The organism is Polaromonas sp. OV174 (assembly GCF_900112285.1).
Classification (GTDB): domain Bacteria; phylum Pseudomonadota; class Gammaproteobacteria; order Burkholderiales; family Burkholderiaceae_C; genus Polaromonas.
In genome coordinates this window covers 1-20,027 of record NZ_FOKZ01000036.1, presented here as the reverse complement: position 1 = coordinate 20,027, position 20,027 = coordinate 1, and the positions used below count along the sequence as shown (strand labels likewise).

The following is a 20,027-nucleotide window of genomic DNA, read 5'->3' as shown; positions in this document are numbered from 1 at the left end:
GCCCTGAGATTTAATTTAAGGACGAAATAAATTACTTCAAACCCAGTCGATGCATCAAATCATAAAGCGTGGGTCGACTCACACCAAGCAATTCAGCTGCCTTAACAATATTTCCATTGACGCGCCCTAACGCTGCAATAATTGCCCGTTTTTCGGCATTGTCACGAATCACCCGCAGATTCAGTGAACCGTCAATTTCATCCAGTGCAGTGTTTTTAAAGCCCACATCTTCACTGGTAATCTGGTTGCCTTCTGCCATGATCGTGGCGCGCTTGATACAGTTTTCAAGTTCTCGGATATTGCCCGGCCACGGGTGTAGTTCAATTGCCCTGACAGCGTCTTCGCTGAGTGACATGGAGGATCGGTTTTGCTCCTGTGAAAAGCGCCTAACGAACGCATGTGCCAGCAGCGCTGCATCACCCACACGGTCACGCAGCGGCGGAATCTTGACGACAATTTCAGCCAGCCGGTAATACAAATCTTCTCGAAACCGACCTTCTTTGCTAAGCGCATTCAAGTCCTGGTGCGTGGCACACACGATTCGGACATCGACTGATATTTCTTGCCGGCCACCCACACGTTCAATTGTTCTTTCCTGCAAAAATCGCAGCAGTTTTGCCTGTAGCGCAAAAGGTAGATCTCCGATCTCGTCAAGCATCAAGGTGCCGCCGTTTGCCACCTCTATCTTGCCCAGAGTCATCTTTGCTGCCCCTGTGAAAGCGCCTTTCTCAAAACCAAACAGTTCACTTTCGAGCAGGTTCTCCGGAATGGCGGCACAGTTGATAGCAACAAACTTCTCTGCCCGCCGAGGTGAGGACTGGTGTAGACCGCGTGCCAGCACTTCTTTGCCCGTGCCACTTTCGCCTAGCAACATGATGGTGGCATTGCTGCTCGCCACTTTCTCAATCGTGCGGCAGATACGCAACATCTCCGGGTCGCGCGTCGTCAAGCCCGACAAGGCATCCGGCTGGTAACGCTGTTGCAGCCGGCGGTTTTCGCTTTGCAGTTCAAACAAACGAAAAGCACGCTCAACTGTCAGATTGAGCAATTCTGGCTCGAACGGTTTGGCAAAAAAATCATAGGCCCCCATGGCCACGGCACGCAGGGCGTTGGCTTGATCGTTTTGCCCTGTTAGAACAATCACCTTGATGTCAGGGTCAAAAGTCAAAATTTGTTCAAGCAGCCGAAAACCCTCAGACACACCGTCCGCATCAGGCGGCAAGCCCAGATCCATAGTGACTACTGCAGGCGCGCTTTTGCGCAACTGCAGCAACGCGCTGTCCCTGTCATGGGCGGTTACTGAGTCGAACAGGTCAAGCGACCACTTGATCTGCTTTTGCAGGGCCAGGTCATCTTCAACGATCAACAAGGAACGAGGATTTTCGGATGTCATGCGACCTCCAACGAGTGAAGGTCTGATTCGTTCTGCGATTCAAACAGAGGCAAGGATATTTCTACCCGCGTCCCCTGCCCTAGTTGGCTATCAACAACAATCTGCCCACCCAACTCCTGCACATACAGAAAGCTTTCATAAGCACCAATTCCCATCCCCGCCTTTTTCGTGGTCTGAAAGGGCTTGAACAGACGATCCCGAATGAAATCCTGCGACATGCCCTGTCCGGTGTCACCGACCACGACTCTGGCCCGACCACTTGAACGATCGAGACTGATCCATACCTGTCCACCAGCGTCCGTGGCATCAAAAGCATTCTGCACCACATGTCCGATGATCCGCTCCAAGCGCTCTTCATGACCGCGTGCATCCACCGATTCCAGCACCCGAACTTCAAGTGTTCTTCCGCGTCCTGCCGCAACGGCCTCAATGCGACGAATGATTGCACCCAAGCTCACTCCCAATGATCTCCCAGCCGGCGTAGCTCCCTCTCGCAACTGGAGCATCAGCTGGCGCATTCTTTCAAGTGAATTCTCAACTGTCATCAGCATGTCCTGTTGAAATTCCGGGTTGTCGCCCAAACGACTGGCATTTTTCAGCATGAGTGAGAGCTGCGTCACAATATTTTTTAAATCATGCACCACAAAGGCTGACATACGATTGAATGCGTCAAATTTTCGTACCTCCAGCAGCTCTTCCGTGGCCTGCATCTGTGCCAGAAAACTAGCAGCTTGCTGGCCAGCCGTTTTTAAAAGGTCATTAACCTCCCAGTTAACATCCACACGCGATCGCGCACTGGCCAAGACCACAAAACCAATCAGTTCGTCCCCCACCATGAGCGGTACGATCAGCCATGCCTGCGCCAACTGTTGCAGCCAACTTGGCAGTTTCAGCTGCCCGTAGCGCCGGGAATATGACCGGTATTCTTCTAGGTTGATCACCCATCCGCTGGTCGTCATAAAGTGGCACAGGGGCGAATCGACCTCTTCCTTCTCCAGCGTTGGTGCTAGGTTCCAGCGAGCTGTTTGACTGAATGTCGCCTCTCCCCTTGTTCTCATCCAAAGTCCACCACCTGGACTCTCCAGCATATCCGCCAAGCCACGAATGACCTGCTGCCCCATTTCTTGCGGCGAGTTTTGAGCAGACAAGGTGCTCGTGAATTTCAGCCACTCTTCGCGGTAATCAAAGCGGTAGCGGAAAAAATGCTTTCCCAAAAAAACCCGCAGCTTGGCACGCACGGAACCCGAAAGAGCCAAGATCATGAGGACAATCAAGGCAAGGAATATCAAACCCAATTGAAGTGCACGTCCCCATTCGCCACCGAAATAGCGCACGTAGTAACCTACGCTCGATATGAATAGCAAATAAACGCCAGCGATCAGCAATGTTGCCGAATGAAAAGCCGCTTTGGGTGAAAGATGAATTTTTGAAATCCAGTCGCTACGCCGGGAAATCGAAAGCAGCAGCAGCGGCACGATTAGCGTATGCACAGCGCCGCGGATGCTGAGGGCATCACCGTCGATGCGGTTGAATAAAACTGCCTGTGAAAATAAATATAAGTCGAAGGAAAATGCACCGGCCAGACCAAGACACAAGGGCTTGATATTCCAGCGCGAATCCTCCGTCACATTCCGGAATACCTGCTCAAGCAAGATCATGGCAAAAACCGGCGACGCCATCGAGCTGAACAGCATCAATCTTGAGGCATCGCCTATAACGTTGATGCGCAGTCCGGCAAAAGAAAGCGCCAATAGCCCAAAGAGCAATACTGCGGCAGAGGCTGGCGCCATCCAGGTCATACCTACAGGTGCACTATGTGCTCGATTCGGCTGAAGCAGGATCAACAGAAAAACATACCACGAACTGTAGCGCAGTAAATCGAAGACTGTGCTTAACAAAAAAAACAACGGCTTGCCCGTCAACAGAAGCACCAACCCAAACCATCCCCAAAGCGCGCTCGATGTGACTGCTGCAAACAACGTGGTTTTAGACCACTCACGCATGGAGCGAAAATAGCCGAGCTGGAGCAGCCGCAACGCAAAGGCCGAATAGACTAAGCCAACCAGGCCATAACTCCAAGCCGTTAAGGTGACATTACCGCTATTCATGGCTCACCAATTGCAGCATTGGAGTTCCCTTTTGACGCTGGTCAAATCAGATTACTGCGCGCCCTTGCCCATCAGGACCACACCCACCGTTTCAAAAAGCACGACAAGATCAAGAAGCAAGGAGTGGTTTTTGACGTAGTAAAGATCGTACTGGAGTTTTTCAGCCGAGTCTTCGACTGACGCTCCATAGTGATAGCGTACTTGCGCCCATCCCGTTACGCCCGGTTTGACACTCTGGCGCACCGCGTAATAGGGAAGTTCCTGCGTCAGTTGATCCACAAAATAAGGTCGCTCCGGGCGTGGCCCAACTAGACTCATATCGCCGCCAAGCACACTGAATAGTTGCGGTAACTCGTCAATGCGCCACTTGCGGATCGCCCGGCCCACCCGCGTAATCCGGTCATCAGCAGCCGATGCCCACCGAGGTTTTCCGTCTTTCTCGGCATCGGTACGCATGCTGCGGAATTTCACAACGTTGAACAGTCGGCCGTTCAGCCCCACACGTTCTTGCAAGTAAAGAACAGGTCCACCGCTTTCCAGCAGTATCAAAATGCCAGTCACCAACATGATGGGTAATGACAGCAGAATCAAAAATGTCGCGCACACAATGTCAAAAATACGCTTGATCACGGTGCGCACCAAGCCTTGGTTAAATCCGTCTCCAAATATCAACCACCCCGCAGACACAGAGTCACGCGTGATCTGACCCAATGTTTTTTCAAAGTAGGTAGCAATATCAACGACCAGTACACCGCGCAGCTTGCAATCGAGCAACTCACGCATATGCATGCTGCCGCCGCGTCGCTCACTTAAGGCGACCACGATCTCATCGACCTGCTCTTCCTGCACGCAGTCAGTCAGCGATTTTTTCGAGGATAAAAGTCCCCAAGCGGAGACCTCAGTCACAGACTCATTCGGACCGGGGTAATACCCCACCAAATCAACATTGGAATCTGAATTTTTCAATGCTCTTCCAACCAGCCTGGCACGCGCACCCGAGCCATATACCAATACACGCTGACGCATCAGGGCTCCCGGCGTTGCATGAGTCACATAAACCCTGTTAATCAGCATAACTACCAGAGCGGCCACCAGCGCGAGTGCAAAGACCCTTTCATCTCCCAGCCTGAGAGGCGACAAATGAAAGACGCCATAGGCCAAAGACAACGACAAGCACAATGACAATACGGCACGGGCGCGCGCCTGCCCCAAGGTGTAGCTACGTACGCGCTGATAAAACCCGAGACCCGCATTGATGACCACTATGCCGACAGCCAGTAAAAAAGACGTACCTACAACGCCAAGTGAGACAGAGGCAGGATTGGCCACCTGAGACAGGAGCGCGATCACCACGGCAGCCAGCACCAGTCCAAGATCAAAAAATATGTGTAACAGAGTACGCTTGTGAAAATAGTGGTTGAATATTTTTATCATGTTCAATCCCCCCTTCCATGTCTAAGCACCATCCATCTTTTAGACACTCGTCAGTTGGCGTACGCTGTAGGTAATCAGGTGGGCTCGAGCCTAACGGCAACCCAGCCTCACTAATCTAGCGATACAGATAAGAGATCTAGCATTCATGGTACACGTCCTTACGGACGTTGCAAGCGCCTTCCAGCTTCGGGCATCGTTTGAATTGAAAACAGTGCCAAAAGATAAACCAAAAATGCCACTCTGGGCATATCCATCAGGCTGCTGACCAGCCCCACCAGCAGCGCCGCACACAATGATGCAGCCAGATACCCAGACAAGGCAAGCGTCCGGGCGCGTCCAAATATCAGATGCCACAGGGCATATGCCATCAGCGCGATAAACAGGAGCAAGCCTATGCTCCCCCGTTCAATCAACACTTCAAGAAACAGGTTATCTATATGCCAAGGCAGAAAATAAGTCTGTGCAGCGGGGAACCAGTGCGCCATGCCTCGGGAGAAGTTGCCATTCTCAAGTGACGGCTGTGGATATGGCCCCATGAGTCTCACATTGCCAAAATCGGCAACTCCGCCTCGATTGACCACCGACAGCGAGAACATGGACAAGCGTGGCGCATACCAGAGGCTGCCCGTCAAAGGGACGCCTGAAAGCGGGAGCACCATGTGTTGCCACTCAGTCTCCCCCGGCATAACGCTAATGAATTCCTCTTGACAATTTCCGTCGTAAAGCAAATGTCTTTCGCACAAGGAAAGGTAAATGTCTGCTTGCTTGTGAACCCGAACATCCAGGCTGACACGATGCAAGCCCTTCGCTACATTGGTCACGCGTTGCGTCAAGGCGTACTGTCCGCCCAATCTCTTCAAGGTAGCAGGCCCTCGCACGGTCACAAACGCGTTGGCTGCCCTCCCTGGCACCGGCTCATCACGCCATTTCACACCACCCGAGAATTCGCCCTGGACAACTTTAGCGGCATAGTTGGCCGGAAATCGGCCAAGACCCTTCCCTAGCAACCAGTCTGTCGGTCCATCCAGCAAATCAAGGCCATGCTGCCAATGATCAACGCGGCTACGCAAATCCTGTTCGGTGTTGGTCAGACGTTCCATCATGAACGAACCGCCTCCTCGCACCGCTGCAACCTCTGCGACCAGTGCCAGCATCAAGATCAGACTGGCCTTCGTGCGCCAGTCCTCGGGTCGGTAGCGTGGCCAAAGAGGGCCCCAAAACGTCCGCGCGTTGAAGCCAGTCATTTGCACCCGCAGCAACACACCTAGCAAGAGCAATGGGCCGGCCACCGCAAGGTAAACCCCACGGGAAAAAGTCGTCAGGCAAGCATAGCCCGTCAGCAAGGCAAGCGCGGCAGCCGCAGCCCAGATCCAGGGGCGTCGTGCCGAAATCAAGGCCCAGACGACAAAAGGCACCGCCAAAACCAGGTAAGCATCAATCGCGGCGCCGCCCACATGCATTTCCCAAAACAAGGCCACGGTGCGGTAGTGCCTGGAGAAATCCAGCAAGCCGGGAAACGCTGCACGTTCCCACAAAACAGCCAACGTGACCACCGTCAGCCCCGCCACCATGCCGCTCGCCAGTCGCTGGCTCGCCAGCGTACCGGAGCGCTCAAGTTCACGCCGCACCAAGGGAACAAAAAGCAGCGCAAAACCCAGACTCTTGAACACGCGCAGGCTGTTCAGCGCATCGGTATACCCGGCATACCAGTCAAAGGTAAAGCCTCCGGCATCCGCAAACCCGCGGAACAACGCCGATACGCCTGTGACACCAAGAAGCGCGAATAAACCCAGCAGGGGGATCGATCGCGGCGAGACATGAGCCACTTTTGACTCGTCGACGGATAGCCGCGACCAAGCCAAACGCCCATAGCCTCCTGCCAGGGCACCCAGCAGCAAGATGTCGAATTCTTCAAAAACAAGCCAACCGGTCCAAGGGGAGAAGTTCAGAAACGGCAGGCATGCGGGCACAAGAAAGAGCCACACGCCGGGACGCCACGCCACAGCCACGCACCACAGCCCAAAGACAACCAACATCGCCCTGGGCCACAGAGGATGGTGCCATGCCAGCGCAGCCCCTGCGACGAAGCAGCCCAAAGAGACCAGCAGCCAAGCCGGGTTCTTCAGAAAAAAGTCCTTAAACAAGAACCTCAACACAAGCGGGATGTCCCAAAAATCCCTGCGGACTGGCGCTTGCACCATAGGCGCCAGACTGGAACACCACCACCAGATCATCGACCTGCGCCACGGGCAAAGTCATGCGGTCAGCCAGCAAATCCAGAGGGGTGCACAAAGGTCCGACGACTGATGCGAGTTCTTTTTCCAGCGAATCGACCTTGTTGCCAATCGTGACCGGGTGGTTTTTGCGCACGACCTGACCAAAGTTTCCCGAGGCTGACAAGTGGTGATGCAAGCCACCGTCAGCCACCAGAAACACCTGCCCGCGCGAAACCTTGCGATCAACAATGCGCGCCACATAGATACCGGCCTCCCCGACCAGATAACGGCCCAGTTCAATCACAAATGCGGCGTCAGGAAGCTCTGTCCGGGCACGTTGGGCGAGCTGGGCCAGGTTGTCGCCAATCGGCGCCAGATCAAGCCGTTGTTCACCGGGAAAGTAAGGAATACCGAAACCACCGCCTAAATTTAGAAAGCGCACCGGCAAGGGGGAATCCTCTGCCAGACGCACTGCCAGTTCGTAGGATTTCTGCTGAGCCTCACAAATCAAATCTGAGCGCAGATTTTGCGAACCCGCAAACAAATGAAAGCCTTCAAAGGCCAGGCCTGCACGGCCGATGTCCGCCAGCAAAGCCGGTACCAGCTCCGCATCAACACCAAACTGCTTAGGACCGCCGCCCATCCTCATACCAGAACCTTTGAGTTCAAAGTCAGGATTGACGCGCACGGCCACGCGGGCTGGCAGACCCAACTCGCCAGAGATCACCTCCAGCGCCACCACTTCACGAAACGATTCCACATTGATCAGCACGCGGGCAGCTACGGCCTGGCGCAACTCTGCGTCGCGCTTACCAGGCCCGGCGAAACTGACTTCCAGCGGGTCGGCGCCTGCATCCAATGCAAGCTTCAGTTCCCCAGCGGAGGCGACATCAATACCGTCCACCAGGCCAGCCATGAAACCCACCACTGCCGGCATGGGATTGGCCTTCATGGCGTAGTGAAGCTTGACGCCCTCAGGCAGCACACCACGCAGCGCCACCACCCGCGACCGCAGCAGCGCGCGATCGTAAGCATAAAAAGGCGTTTGTCCGACCCTTGCCGCCAGCAATGACAAGCGCTCGCCACCGACCACCAATTCACCGTCTTGCACGAAAAACTGATTCATGGCGGCATGCACGGGCAGTTGGCGTTCAGTCATCGACATGAATTGATCGGAGCTTGGGTTAGTGGTTGAACTTGAACCGGCGTTCAACCCCGGTTGCGCTCCAACCATTCGCTGGACAGAAGTTTGCGGTCTATCTTGCCATTGGGGTTGCGTGGCAAGGGGCCTGCAACGATTTCAATGCCGGCTGGCACCATGTAGGCAGGCATGCGGCTACGACATTCAGCCATTAAGTCATTTAGGCCTACAGCGCCCGTATTCATTGCGCTAGTAGCTATCACATGTATAGCCTGCCCCAGGGTTGGATGCTCCACACCAAAGGCGACGCACTCCCCCACCATCTGGGTGGCATACATAATCTCTTCCACCTCGGTAGGACTCACCCTATAGCCTGAGGTTTTCATCATTTCATCGCGTCGGCCAATGAAATACAAGAAACCTTCTGCATCCATACGCACCGTATCACCTGAAAAAACGGCATATTCGGGCAACTGCAGGCCCGGCTGCCGGCCCGGTGCGTCAGGCGCCAATAATTTGTAGCGCTCCGCCGTCTTCTCGGCGTCGTTCCAGTAACCCATGCCCACCAGCGCACCGCGATGTACCAACTCGCCAGGCTCCTCCGGGCCGCAGGGGGAGCCATCTTCGCGCAACACAAGAATTTCGGCATTGGGAATCGCCTTGCCGATGGAGTCGGGGCGCCGGTCAACCTGATCCGGCGGCAGGTAAGTGGATCGGAATGCTTCAGTCAGGCCATACATCAGGAATGGCTTGGCCTTGGGCGCCCGTTGGCGTAGCGCCATGAGAGTGTCCCGTGGCATGCGTCCGCCGGTGTTGGCGAAATAACGAAGGTTTTCGTTAATGGCCATGGACCACTCCAGTTGCGAGAGCTGGATGTACAGGGGCGGCACAGCAGTTAAGCCGGTCACGCCTTCATGGACCATCGCCCTCAATACATCGCGAGGCATCAGGTAGTTCAGCAAGACCACCCGCGCACCTGCATAAAACGCGGTGGTGAGCTGACTGAACCCGGCATCAAACGACAGCGGCAGTGCCGCCAGTAGCGTGTCCTGTGGGCCGTTCTCCAGGTAAGACGCCACGCTCTTGGCTCCCGCCACCATATTGCGGTGCGACAGCACCACGCCTTTGGGCTTGCCGGTGCTGCCCGAGGTGTAAAGAATGGCCGCCATGTCGGTATCAATGACCCGGTGCCCTGCGCGCGGCGGGCTGGCCAATAACGGGGCCCATCCGGTGAATGCTAGGTGGGCCAAAGGCGAGGCCTTGGCCGCCTCCGTGTTTGTAATCACCACATCCCGCAGGTCGTGGCACTCGCCCAGCACTGGGGCCAGCAGCGCCAGCCGCTCTGGAGACGTCACCAGCACCCGCACATTGCAGTCACGCAGGATGAACGCCACCTGCTCCGGCTTGAGCAATGGGTTGATAGGCACAAACACGCCACCCGCCGCTGGTGTACCAAAGCTGGCAATCACCGCCTCAAAGCGCTTTTCAAGATAAATGGCCACCCGTTCGTTACGCTGCAGGCCCTGTGCCATCAAGCCGGCCGCAAAACCAGCCACGGCTGCCTGTAGCGATTCGTAACTCATTGAATCAGCGCCGTAGGTGAGCGCACGTGCTTGTGGCGTACGCCGGCTAGAGGCGGCTATCAATTCATGCAGTAATGTGGGTTCGGTCATGGCAAAACCAGTGCATGGGCGAATGAAATATATAGGTAAAACTATCGCGCACTTGTATCGTACAGGCTTGACTGTTTGTGAGTCTTTTATTTTTTTCAGATGAATTCGCCCTTTGTGACTGCTTGTAGAACCGGACGAGAGGCCTGGACGCCCCTTCCCAAGAATAGAAAATCCGGGGCAAAGAAATTGCACCAGGTCAGCAAAATGCACTCCTACAATGCAAAAACGTTAGAAACCCAACCCAGGGAGTCTCAATGAACGTGACGCAAGAAGTCATCCGCCTGCTGGATGAGGTTTTAAGTCTGAATGGGCGCTCCAGTGCCTTTGACCGCGACACCCCCTTGCTGGGAGCCATTCCCGAGCTGGACTCCATGGCGGTGGTCTCGCTGATCACGGGTTTGGAAACCCATTTCGGCCTGGTCGTCGACGATGATGACATCGACGGCAGCACCTTTGCCAGCGTGGGATCGCTGGCTGATTTTGTGAGTGACAAACTCGCGGTTTGAAGCATCCATGACTTTTGAGGCCTTTTTTCTGCCTGCAGAAAACGGACAGCGCTTTTGCCTGTTTCACCCGGCCAACAAAACACAAAACGCAGCTGCGCGCGGGCAGGTGGTTTACGTGCATCCGCTCACAGAGGAAATGAACAAATCACGCCGCATGGCCGCCTTGCAGGCACGGGCGCTGGCGCTGGCCGGATATGACGTATTGCAGATCGACTTGCTGGGTTGCGGCGACAGCAGCGGCGATTTTGGTGATGCGACCTGGGTCGCTTGGGTCGATGACGTGGTTAGCGCTTGCCGCTGGCTGCGCGAGCGTACAGATGAACACACCAAGCCCCTGCCACGCCCTCCCCTATGGCTCTGGGGCCTGCGCGCAGGTTGCCTGCTTGCCACGCAAGCAGCCCAAAATCTACAAGAGCCCTGCCATTTCTTGTTTTGGGCGCCTACTCCTACTGGCAAACCGCTATTGCAGCAATTTTTGCGTCTCAAGGCCACGGCGGATCTAGCCAATGGCAACGCCAAGTCCGTGATGGATGGCCTGCGCAGCGACTTGGCGCAAGGCCGTGCAGTGGAAATTGGTGGTTATCTGCTGTCACCTGACTTGGCAAACGGACTGGAGCAAGCCAAGCTGATCTCACCGCTTAAAAGTTGCAAGCCAAGTCGTGTGGAGTGGTTTGAACTCTCCACCCGTGATGACGCCAGCCTGACGCCGGTAGCCGTCAATGCCATCGCGCAGTGGCGCCAAGCCGGCTACGAGGTGCACAGCCATATCGTCTTAGGCCCCTCTTTCTGGCAAACCACCGAGATCGAGGATGCGCCCAAGCTCATTGCGGCGACCATCGCCGCGGTAATTTCGGGAGGGCAATGAATCATTGCAAGGCGCTACACCTGCTGGCTGAGCGATCAGCCAATGTGGCCGCATCCGCAGTCTTAATTTAGACCAACCGACTCCCGTGAAATCCGGGATGCTTTACTGCTACTTTTTCACGCGCTTGAGAGGCCCTGCTGTTCCTGATTAAACAAACACTGCTAAATTAATGACCACCATGAGCTACCAGGAAAAAGCCATCACCTTCGATTGCCAGGGTGAGCAATTGGTAGGCATTATTTCGCAGCCTTGCGGGCAATTTGGCGCAACACAAAATACAGCTGTTTCAACACCTACCACCGGCCTAATCATCATCGTGGGTGGGCCACAATACCGTGCAGGCAGCCACCGTCAGTTTGTATTGCTGGCGCGTGCTCTAGCTAGTGCAGGGATACATGTGCTGCGCTTTGATTACCGCGGTATGGGTGACAGCACGAATGAGCTGCGCAGCTTTGACAACGTGAACGACGATATTGCAGCTGCTATCAGTGCACTGCAATTCAACGTACCAAGTATTAAAAATATAGCGCTCTGGGGCCTGTGTGATGGGGCTTCAGCGGCTTTACTCTTTTGCCATGCGAGACAGGATGACAGAATCACAGGCTTGTGCCTGCTAAACCCTTGGGTGCGCTCTGAAGCCAGCCTGGCCAAAACGCAGGTTAAGCACTATTACACCCAACGCTTGCGGCAAAAAGAGTTTTGGCTCAAGCTGTTTAGCGGTAAGGTGGCAGCCAGCGCTGCGGGCGGGTTGCTTCGTAATATCAAAGCCGCGTTTGGTGAGCGGGTTGTCGATAAAAAGAACAGTGGCATAAAACCGTTTCAGACCCGCATGGCACAGGGGTGGATGCAGTTCAAGGGTCCGATACTTCTGATTTTGAGTGGCAATGATTATGTTGCAAAGGAGTTTTTGGAGTATTTCGATACGGCTTCGGTATGGAAAAGCTGTTTGAGGCACAGCACGCTAACCCGGCAAGACATATCTGACGCAGACCATACCTTCTCCAATGCCCACTATTGCTCACAAGTGGCAAACTTGACTCTGGCTTGGCTATCACGATTTTAGCTGTTGCATTGCATGAAACTCACTAAAGGCATCGATGACATGCTAAATGTAAGTCACTATAAGCATCCGGATGAATTTCCAATAGATGTTCAACAATTGTTTGCGATTGGTGAACAAGAGAGTATTGAAAGTAGTGTCTATTGGTACCGCAATCTAATTAATACGGTTTACCCCAAAGATGATGGGATTAATACCTACGTCTTGCGAAAAAATGGGAAGCCTGTTGCGGCGCTGCCTGTGCGCTCAATAAAAACCCCATTCGGTCAAAAAGTAGAGGCGCTGAGCAACTACTACACAGCACTCTACTCTCCACTTCTCACAAATGAATTAGCAGTGTCTGATATGACGATACTGATAAGTGCCGTAAAAAATGCGCATGTATCCACTGGAATAATGACATTTTCGCCAATGGACCCTAGCGCAGGAAGCTATAGAACACTATTTTTGGCGCTCCAAGCCAATGGATTGGTGGCATTCAAGTTTTTTCGCTTTGGGAATTGGTATCTTCAGGTACAGAACGATTGGTCAACCTACCTTAAAAATCGGGAAGGAACGATACGCAGCACTATCAAACGAATGCATAAAAAATTTTTAACTGATGGTGGCGTGCTGGAATTGATACAAGATGCTACTCAGCTTGAGCGAGGGATAGACGCGTACCAGCGAGTTTATGCATCAAGTTGGAAAAAGCCAGAGCCTTACCCCGAATTTATCCCTGGCTTGATTCGGATTTGTGTCAACAGAGGTTGGCTCCGCCTCGGTATTGCCTGGCTTAATGGTCAACCGATTGCTGCTCAGCTGTGGATTGTTGCAAATGGGAAGGCCAATATCTACAAATTGGCCTACGATGAAAAATACAAATCATATGCATCGGGAACACTGTTGACGGCCATGTTGATGGAACATGCATTTGAACAGGACAAAGTTTTTGAAGTGGACTACCTTATTGGGGATGATGCATACAAGAAGTCCTGGATGAGCGACCGACGGGAGCGCTGGGGCATCATTGCCTATAATCCCAAGGCCGTTGCCGGGATGTTTGGACTGTGTAAAGAAGCTATATGGCGGACGCTAAAACCTCTGTTAGCACGGTTGCGCACCGCGTCCGCTGCCAGTAAAGTTCGCACTTAGGAAGCGTCACGTCTGACTCCAATGAAAGCCATCATGATCCGACAACGGAAGAAGCAACTGAAGGACCGTCATGCCAGCTTGGGGTTCAGGTCAACCCTGAGTGTCATCCTGTTGTTCATGTCCGGCTTCTACGCGTTGCCGGCCATAGCCCAGTCACACAATCTGAGCTGTGGCTCACTGGAAAATGGCTATGGCCCCATAGACTACCGGGATGACCGCGGCAAAGCGGCCATCGTTTATGACGCCCACTTCACTCCGCAGGTCGAAGCTCTGATCAGTGGCTCTACCAGCACGAAACCGGGTAGCGACCTCGACTATACCCTCCGAGCCATCCCCAACAACCCTCGAGCGCTCATCTCAATGATGCGTCTAGGTGAAAAGGAAAAGACACCTCAGCCGAGCGGCTCGCGTTATTCCGTCGAATGCTGGTTTGATCGTGCCGTACGCTTTCGCCCGGACGACGCGATTGTGCGGATGATCTATTCGACTTTTCTTAACAAGCAGGGGCGTGTCGCCGCTGCCAATAAGGAACTGGAAATAGCCACTACATATGCTAAAGATAACGCGTTTACGCACTACAACATAGGATTACATTATTTTGACCTCAAGAATTATGACCAGGCACTGGTCGAAGCGCACAAGGCCATAGCCCTCGGGTTCCCGGGTACCGCCTTGCGTGACAGATTACTGAGCGTTGGCAAATGGACCGAGCCAACCCGTGCAGTGACGACGCCTGCCATAGACGCCACTCCTCCTGCAGACGCCAAGTAGTTTGCATGCTCCCCCGGGCGCACCGCACCCAACCTGTCTCCAAGGTGCACTGCGGTAAATTGCTGGCCCAAGTCAGTGAGACATTTGTCATCACTCGATGAATAAGAAAATCGACAGAAATTATTGGGTACAACTTTGTCACTAGTTCGACGCTCCCTCGCTTACTCATTCGCGAACAGCTATATAGCACTGCCTCTGCAGCTGGTTGGAACGATGATCATTTCGCGTCTGCTGACGCCAGAAGAGACTGGCGTATTTGCCGTGGCGGCTGTTTTTGCGGCCGTGGCCAGCACTTTTCGCGATTTCGGCGTCACCGAATATCTAATTCAAGAAAAAAATCTGACAGATGAAAAAATCCGTGCATCCTTCACGGTGAATATCATAATTTCATGGCTCATGGGCCTGGCTCTGTTTTTTAGCGCTCCGCTTGCCTCTGAATATTACCGCTCGGTTGGCATAAAGGCTGTTATGCAAGTGCAGGCATTTAATTTTTTGCTCATACCATTTGGCGCCGTTACTATGGCCAACTTCAGACGCCTGCTCGACTTTCGACCGATATTTATTGCCAGTTCTTTTGCAAATATTACGACATTTCTAGTTGCCATTTTGCTTGCTTTCAATGGCTTCAGTTACATGAGCCTAGCTTGGTCATCTCTCGCGGGTGTCATTGTCACGGTGGGCACCTCAATGTGGTTTCGCCCTAGTAACTTCCCCAAATGGCCTGGCTTCAAAGGTGTTGGTGATGTCATTCATTTTGGGAAATTTGTTAGTGGTATTTTTATTATTGGACAGCTAGGCAAGAATTCCCCCGAGATGATTATTGGTAGAGTTCAAAATATGACAGGCGTGGCTTTATTCAGCCGCGCCAACGGTCTGGTGGAGCTATTCAATCGAACTGTTTTACGCGCCGTAATGCCAGTGTGCATGCCATACTTTGCAAAAAGCAATCGACAACTTGGAAGCATGAATGATGGCTACCTACTTAGCATTTCATTTATAACGGCTATCGGTTGGCCATTCATGGCATTTTTCGGCATTGTGGCATTTTCTGCTATTCGCATTATCTATGGCCTCCAGTGGATGGCATCTGTGCCTTTGGCTCAAATCCTCTGTATAGTCGGCGCTATAGAGCTCGTGCATACATTTTCACAAGAGGCACTGATGGCCGGCGGGGAGATAAAGCGCACCAATGTTCTGCAGATTGGCCTTCAGTTAAGTCGCATCGCAGGGATTTTGGTTGTGATACCGTTCGGCCTGATTGGGGCCTGCTGGGGATTGGTAGCATCAGCATCGTTTAACCTCCTGTATACGCAATGGCACTTAAACAAGGCCATGGGCCTAAGCTTGCGGGGAGTTTTGCGTGCTTGCGCTCCGAGTTTTTACATAACGATTTTGACAATAATGCCAATAGCGATTTGGGTTGGATTTGAAAAAGTAACAGAGCAAAATTATCTGTGGCTTGGCTTTGGTGGTGGTGGGATCACCGGTGTAATTTGGCTGCTGACTTTATTTTGGCTTGATCATCCGTTATGGATTGAATTAAATAGTATCGCCAAACGCCTGTACTCCAGGCGCCCGACTTGGTTACAATTCAAATGATAATTTGAAAACACTTAACTCACCCGTCGATCTGAGTTCGATCGACGCGACGATTGAGCAGATAGAAAGCATGTTGGCCGATCATTTTGGGGATCTTGGCCTGAAACTTGGGCGCCCAATCGTGGTTCGGAAAAACTCGAAAATATTTAAGGCAACTATTGAGGCGACTCCATCGGTCGAGTGCGCCGTAAAGATTTGTTTTTTACCTGGCACTCAACTGTTGGATAAAATTTCGGCAAAGGCTCAATTCCGTGCATTAGAGCGAGTCGCCTACGCATTGATGGAACACGACGCTCAACATGCTGTCCCAAAGCCGCTTTACCTTCTCCCCGAGCTGGGAACATATGTCATGGAGTGGGTGGAAGGGAAATCTCTAACAAAAAAGATGCAACGTCCATTGACTCTTCTGGGAGCATCTGGCGAGTTCGAGAGAGCCGGGACGTGGCTTGGAGCTTTTCATAGCGCAGGGCCTCTTCGGCATCAAACCGTTGACCTGAGCCACCGATTGGCTGTCCTGGACGAGGTGAGCGGAGCGGCACTTCCTGTCGAAATATTCTTGAACGCAGTTTCGTTATTGAAGCGGAGTGCTCCGGGCTTGGCTGGCCGCGACGTTGCCAACTCCTGGTTGCACGGTGACTGCAAATCGGACAATTTCATTTTGACTCGAGAGAGTATCTATGGGGTTGACATTGCTTTGATTTATGAAAACCCAATTGAATTCGACATTGCAATGTTTCTCAATCATCTCGGTCGCCTCACACTTCATCCACGTTATTTGTATCTGCTGCCCTTGCGCAAGCACTTTGAGCAATCCTTCTGGCGAGGTTATTTGCGCACAGGCCCGGCTGTGTCGGTTCCTTATCTCAACTGGCTTAGACTGGAATTTTTATTATCCTCCTGGCACACGGAGCTGCATGGACATCATCCAAATTTCCGCAGTAAAGTATTGAATGAAACTTTTTCAATTTTGGCCTGGCGCTTGTCGAATGATCTAGAAATGCAAGAAGCAACTTGATCAAGGGAGGGAAGGCATGACCGATTTTTCTTGTCACATTGATGGAAGTCGTCGTGACGAGGCCCGATCCAGTGTAAGTCATGGGTTGATTATGACTGCCAGCCTGGTCCCACCCCAGATGGCGGTTGCTAGAAATGATCCTGCTGATCGATTGAACGATTACATCGACGCGTTACGCTTTTATCTCGCGCTGCCGAATGTCGCCATCGATCGTATTCTATTCGTGGACAACACCAGTAGTGATTTGACATCGCTGATTCAGCTGGCACGTGATTTTCCTCATGATAAGCGGGTCGAATTCCTCACTTTTGACGGCAATAAACATCCCATTCAGCGCGGTAAAGCGTACGGAGAGTTCAAGCTGATGGACCATGGCCTGGCGATGAGCACGCTATTCCAAGCCGACGATATTGTCTGGAAAACTACGGGCCGACTCAAATTCCTGAATCTCCCAGAAATGATCGATCGCAGTCGGCGCGTGCAATTCGATCTAATGTGTGATCTTCACAACTTGCCCTGGGTCGGCTCCGGTAGCTGGACGGATCGCCGAAACATGGATCTGCGTGCATTCGCCTTTCGCAGAGAAGCGTACGACAATGTTTTTCGTGATCAATGGCGAGCGCACGACTCTGGTTTTGATGCCTCGTTCATGTATCAGCTCGTTTTACGGCATTCCTCGGACCTCAGGCTCATCACGAGATTTCCGTTGCAGCCAAGACTTCAGGGAATCAGTGGACGGCATCAACGCGATTACAGGTCGAAATCCCAGGCCACCAAAGACGCCGTGCGTAGTGTAGCCCGGCGACTCACTCCTTGGCTGTGGTTGTGAAGTGGTTTAGGTTTTTAAATGTGAAATTCCAATGGTCAACCTTGCATAATTGAAAACCAGATTCCTTTAAGCGTTGAATCGTGCGATTAGTGGTCCAAAACGGAACGGGTTGATCGAATTCAACACACAACCAGCTGATTGGAATATTTTTTTCTATTATTTCTTTTATAATACGGTATTCGGCGCCTTCAATATCAACCTTTAGAAGGTCGATATGTATGTGGCCATTTTCCTTCATCAGAGTAGAAAGGCGTTTGACCGGCACTAAAATGGATTCTTCCTCTTCGGTTCCTTGCAGATTTAATGCGGAATAGGAACCCACCCACCCACGAGTTTTCGGGGCAAAGAACTTCAGTTCTGTTTCGGAGTCCCAGAGACCAACGGCATTGAAATGAAATAGCGGCGACAGCTCATCATTTGCGATTTGATCCGAAATATATTGAATCGCTGTTGGTGTCGGATCGTACCCGTGTATTGCGCAACTGCAGCAATTGATCAATGCCTTGTCGAACGTAATATCTCCACCAATACCCGCCGAGTAAACGATGGATTTAGAGTTCAATTCGTGAGTCGGAGCAAACCACCCACCATAGACGCTCCCCAAGCGTTCGAGTCCCGTTACCGGAATCCCGAATCGGCGAAATGCGTACTTTGGGTAAATCGCCATTGCGTAGCGATAGAGTCGATTCAGGAGCCATATTTTAGTTAGATTAGGTGAAAAATAATCCATAGTATTGCAAAATTGGTTTGTTCTGAAGTAAGGCTGGTGCGTTTAATTCGTTTACTTCGACCTTGCGATAGGCCACTAGTGGGTGTCAACTTGACCGCGTTTGAATGTGCGGCGCTCTGTCTTGAACGATTACGGCGCGATAGCTTTCTAATGGACTACTGGACAAAGAGTTATCCAGGGGTGCCGGCAGCAACGCTCACGACGAGTACGCGGGCCTTGTTATTCGTTGAAAAATTGATACCGACTTCGACGTTCAACGGATTACTGCCTTTTTCCAGCCCGCGCCACAAAAAAATCTATCAATGGTGATTTTCATCGATGAGGCGAGCCTTTTCTCAATCAATATATGTACTGCATATGCGGTGACCAGCATTAAAAAAATAGTGCCCCAAAATAATAAATTGGCGTTTATTTTCGGATAAATCGTGTTGAAAATCATAAAGCCAATGTTTTGATGAAGCAGGTAAAGTGGATAGGTTATGGCACCTACGATCACCCAACGGGATCGACCGAACGCGCCGGTTTTTCTTAATGACACACACATCATAGTCACAAAAAATATCGTGACCACTCCAATAACCAGAGATCGATTCATAGTTACATGATAATTTTTTTCAAAATTCGGCAAATCGGCAATTGATTGATATACGGCCAGACCCCATGATAATGCAATTATCCAAAATCTAGCCAAAGAAAACCCTTTAGACCAGATTAAAAAAAAAGTCGCACCGGCGATAAAAAATGCCGAATAATCGGCTATTAAATAATAAGTTAGCCTATATGAATGAATTGGTAGCGTGATGATAGATGCAATCAACCAGAGAATTAATATCCCCTGAACCTGATGAATACGTCCAACTAATAATATTAAACACACCAATACATAAAATTTCATTTCTACAAACAATGACCAATATACACCATCGATGGATGGCACACCAATATATTCGCTTAGCATCGTCATATTGATCAGATATTGACTTAACGATACTTTGAAGTTTGGCGCCCCGATGGCGACAATAAGTAGTGACGTGATCGTGCAGCACGCCCAGAAAGCTGGGTACAGTCGGACCAATCTTGAAATGATAAAATCTCTTAGGCTTCCATTGGCGGCTGTCATGAGAATGACAAATCCGCTGATCATGAAGAACAGTTGAACGCCCAAATATCCATATTTCGAGATAGATGCCAATGATGGATAGGGCATAACTGACATGGCATCGGCCGCGTAGCCTCTAAACGCATAATGAAAGAACACCACTGCCAGTGCTGCGAGGAACCGCAGCAAATCTATTTCGTTGACCCGTGTATTTGTCATATTTAATGAAAACGAAATTTCTTTGGGCAATGAATGTCGCGCAACACCAAGTATCCGCCTTGGCGTCGGTTGAAGCGGAATATCTCAGTGTAATCTAGGTGTAACGCTGATGCAAAGGCCGTTCAGGTCGAACCTGTCTTTGACCTGCTCGGTTTAATCGAGACATTTATAACTAGAAGACGGCAGGTTGCAGGTCTTGGCGAAGTTGCTGCTTGAACTCCGCCGGGGTCAAGTA

The 20,027-nt window shown here is 51.8% G+C and carries 16 protein-coding genes; 8 read left to right on the top strand and 8 right to left on the bottom strand.

Annotated elements, in window-relative coordinates:
• Window positions 1-31: 31 nt before the first annotated feature.
• The 6 genes from prsR to BM160_RS20450 form a co-directional block, all read right to left on the bottom strand.
• Window positions 32-1,393, bottom strand: coding sequence for a PEP-CTERM-box response regulator transcription factor (prsR, locus tag BM160_RS20475; protein ID WP_092008016.1), 1,362 nt, complete (start codon window positions 1,391-1,393; stop codon window positions 32-34).
• Window positions 1,390-3,501 carry an XrtA/PEP-CTERM system histidine kinase PrsK gene (gene prsK, locus BM160_RS20470; protein WP_092008015.1) on the bottom strand — a complete coding sequence of 704 codons (2,112 nt, stop codon included), beginning with the start codon at window positions 3,499-3,501 and terminating at the stop codon, window positions 1,390-1,392. The genes prsR and prsK overlap by 4 nt, the downstream gene beginning before the upstream one ends.
• Window positions 3,502-3,552: 51 nt before the next feature.
• Entirely contained in the window at window positions 3,553-4,935 is a 1,383-nt protein-coding gene (locus BM160_RS20465; protein WP_092008014.1) for a TIGR03013 family XrtA/PEP-CTERM system glycosyltransferase, read from the bottom strand.
• Between the two features lie 158 nt (window positions 4,936-5,093).
• A complete protein-coding gene (locus BM160_RS20460) occupies window positions 5,094-7,133 on the bottom strand; it encodes a hypothetical protein (RefSeq protein ID WP_218156637.1) in 2,040 nt (679 codons plus the stop codon).
• Window positions 7,072-8,316, bottom strand: coding sequence for a pyridoxal-dependent decarboxylase, exosortase A system-associated (locus BM160_RS20455; protein ID WP_092008012.1), 1,245 nt, complete (start codon window positions 8,314-8,316; stop codon window positions 7,072-7,074). The genes BM160_RS20460 and BM160_RS20455 overlap by 62 nt, the downstream gene beginning before the upstream one ends.
• 44 nt (window positions 8,317-8,360) lie before the next feature.
• Window positions 8,361-9,965, bottom strand: coding sequence for an acyl-CoA ligase (AMP-forming), exosortase A system-associated (locus tag BM160_RS20450; protein WP_092008011.1), 1,605 nt, complete (start codon window positions 9,963-9,965; stop codon window positions 8,361-8,363).
• A gap of 254 nt (window positions 9,966-10,219) precedes the next feature.
• Here BM160_RS20450 and BM160_RS20445 point away from each other — a divergent pair, with 254 nt between their 5' ends.
• From BM160_RS20445 to BM160_RS20410, 8 genes are all read left to right on the top strand, one after another.
• Window positions 10,220-10,471 carry an acyl carrier protein gene (locus tag BM160_RS20445; protein WP_092008010.1) on the top strand — a complete coding sequence of 84 codons (252 nt, stop codon included), beginning with the start codon at window positions 10,220-10,222 and terminating at the stop codon, window positions 10,469-10,471.
• 7 nt (window positions 10,472-10,478) lie between these two features.
• Window positions 10,479-11,336 carry a hydrolase 2, exosortase A system-associated gene (locus BM160_RS20440; protein ID WP_092008009.1) on the top strand — a complete coding sequence of 286 codons (858 nt, stop codon included), beginning with the start codon at window positions 10,479-10,481 and terminating at the stop codon, window positions 11,334-11,336.
• A 178-nt stretch (window positions 11,337-11,514) separates the two neighbouring features.
• Window positions 11,515-12,399, top strand: coding sequence for a hydrolase 1, exosortase A system-associated (locus tag BM160_RS20435; RefSeq protein WP_092008022.1), 885 nt, complete (start codon window positions 11,515-11,517; stop codon window positions 12,397-12,399).
• Between the two features lie 12 nt (window positions 12,400-12,411).
• Entirely contained in the window at window positions 12,412-13,530 is a 1,119-nt protein-coding gene (locus BM160_RS20430; protein ID WP_092008008.1) for a GNAT family N-acetyltransferase, read from the top strand.
• A 21-nt stretch (window positions 13,531-13,551) separates the two neighbouring features.
• Window positions 13,552-14,301, top strand: a complete 750-nt coding sequence (locus tag BM160_RS20425) for a tetratricopeptide repeat protein (protein WP_143093307.1) — start codon at window positions 13,552-13,554, stop codon at window positions 14,299-14,301.
• Between the two features lie 123 nt (window positions 14,302-14,424).
• The gene (locus tag BM160_RS20420; protein WP_092008006.1) at window positions 14,425-15,900 is read left to right on the top strand and encodes a lipopolysaccharide biosynthesis protein; all 1,476 of its coding nucleotides are present in this window, start codon (window positions 14,425-14,427) and stop codon (window positions 15,898-15,900) included.
• Between the two features lie 4 nt (window positions 15,901-15,904).
• Window positions 15,905-16,915 (top strand): phosphotransferase, encoded by a 1,011-nt coding sequence (locus BM160_RS20415; RefSeq protein ID WP_092008005.1) that lies wholly within the window; start codon window positions 15,905-15,907, stop codon window positions 16,913-16,915.
• 16 nt (window positions 16,916-16,931) lie between these two features.
• Window positions 16,932-17,744: a hypothetical protein gene (locus BM160_RS20410; protein ID WP_143093306.1), complete on the top strand. Its 813-nt coding sequence runs from the start codon at window positions 16,932-16,934 to the stop codon at window positions 17,742-17,744.
• Here the strand turns inward: BM160_RS20410 and BM160_RS20405 are convergent.
• Window positions 17,722-18,474: an FkbM family methyltransferase gene (locus tag BM160_RS20405; protein WP_092008003.1), complete on the bottom strand. Its 753-nt coding sequence runs from the start codon at window positions 18,472-18,474 to the stop codon at window positions 17,722-17,724. The genes BM160_RS20410 and BM160_RS20405 overlap by 23 nt on opposite strands.
• A gap of 253 nt (window positions 18,475-18,727) precedes the next feature.
• The gene (locus tag BM160_RS20400; protein WP_218156636.1) at window positions 18,728-19,822 is read right to left on the bottom strand and encodes an acyltransferase family protein; all 1,095 of its coding nucleotides are present in this window, start codon (window positions 19,820-19,822) and stop codon (window positions 18,728-18,730) included.
• Window positions 19,823-20,027: the final 205 nt, after the last annotated feature.

Bases quoted from the DNA above. Each gene is read 5' to 3' on its own strand.
- prsR (WP_092008016.1), bottom strand. From the start codon at position 1,393: ATGACATCCGAAAATCCTCGTTCCTTGTTGATCGTTGAAGATGACCTG.
- prsK (WP_092008015.1), bottom strand. From the start codon at position 3,501: ATGAATAGCGGTAATGTCACCTTAACGGCTTGGAGTTATGGCCTGGTT.
- BM160_RS20465 (WP_092008014.1), bottom strand. From the start codon at position 4,935: ATGATAAAAATATTCAACCACTATTTTCACAAGCGTACTCTGTTACAC.
- BM160_RS20455 (WP_092008012.1), bottom strand. From the start codon at position 8,316: ATGTCGATGACTGAACGCCAACTGCCCGTGCATGCCGCCATGAATCAG.
- BM160_RS20450 (WP_092008011.1), bottom strand. From the start codon at position 9,965: ATGACCGAACCCACATTACTGCATGAATTGATAGCCGCCTCTAGCCGG.
- BM160_RS20445 (WP_092008010.1), top strand. From the start codon at position 10,220: ATGAACGTGACGCAAGAAGTCATCCGCCTGCTGGATGAGGTTTTAAGT.
- BM160_RS20440 (WP_092008009.1), top strand. From the start codon at position 10,479: ATGACTTTTGAGGCCTTTTTTCTGCCTGCAGAAAACGGACAGCGCTTT.
- BM160_RS20435 (WP_092008022.1), top strand. From the start codon at position 11,515: ATGAGCTACCAGGAAAAAGCCATCACCTTCGATTGCCAGGGTGAGCAA.
- BM160_RS20430 (WP_092008008.1), top strand. From the start codon at position 12,412: ATGAAACTCACTAAAGGCATCGATGACATGCTAAATGTAAGTCACTAT.
- BM160_RS20425 (WP_143093307.1), top strand. From the start codon at position 13,552: ATGAAAGCCATCATGATCCGACAACGGAAGAAGCAACTGAAGGACCGT.
- BM160_RS20410 (WP_143093306.1), top strand. From the start codon at position 16,932: ATGACCGATTTTTCTTGTCACATTGATGGAAGTCGTCGTGACGAGGCC.
- BM160_RS20405 (WP_092008003.1), bottom strand. From the start codon at position 18,474: ATGGATTATTTTTCACCTAATCTAACTAAAATATGGCTCCTGAATCGA.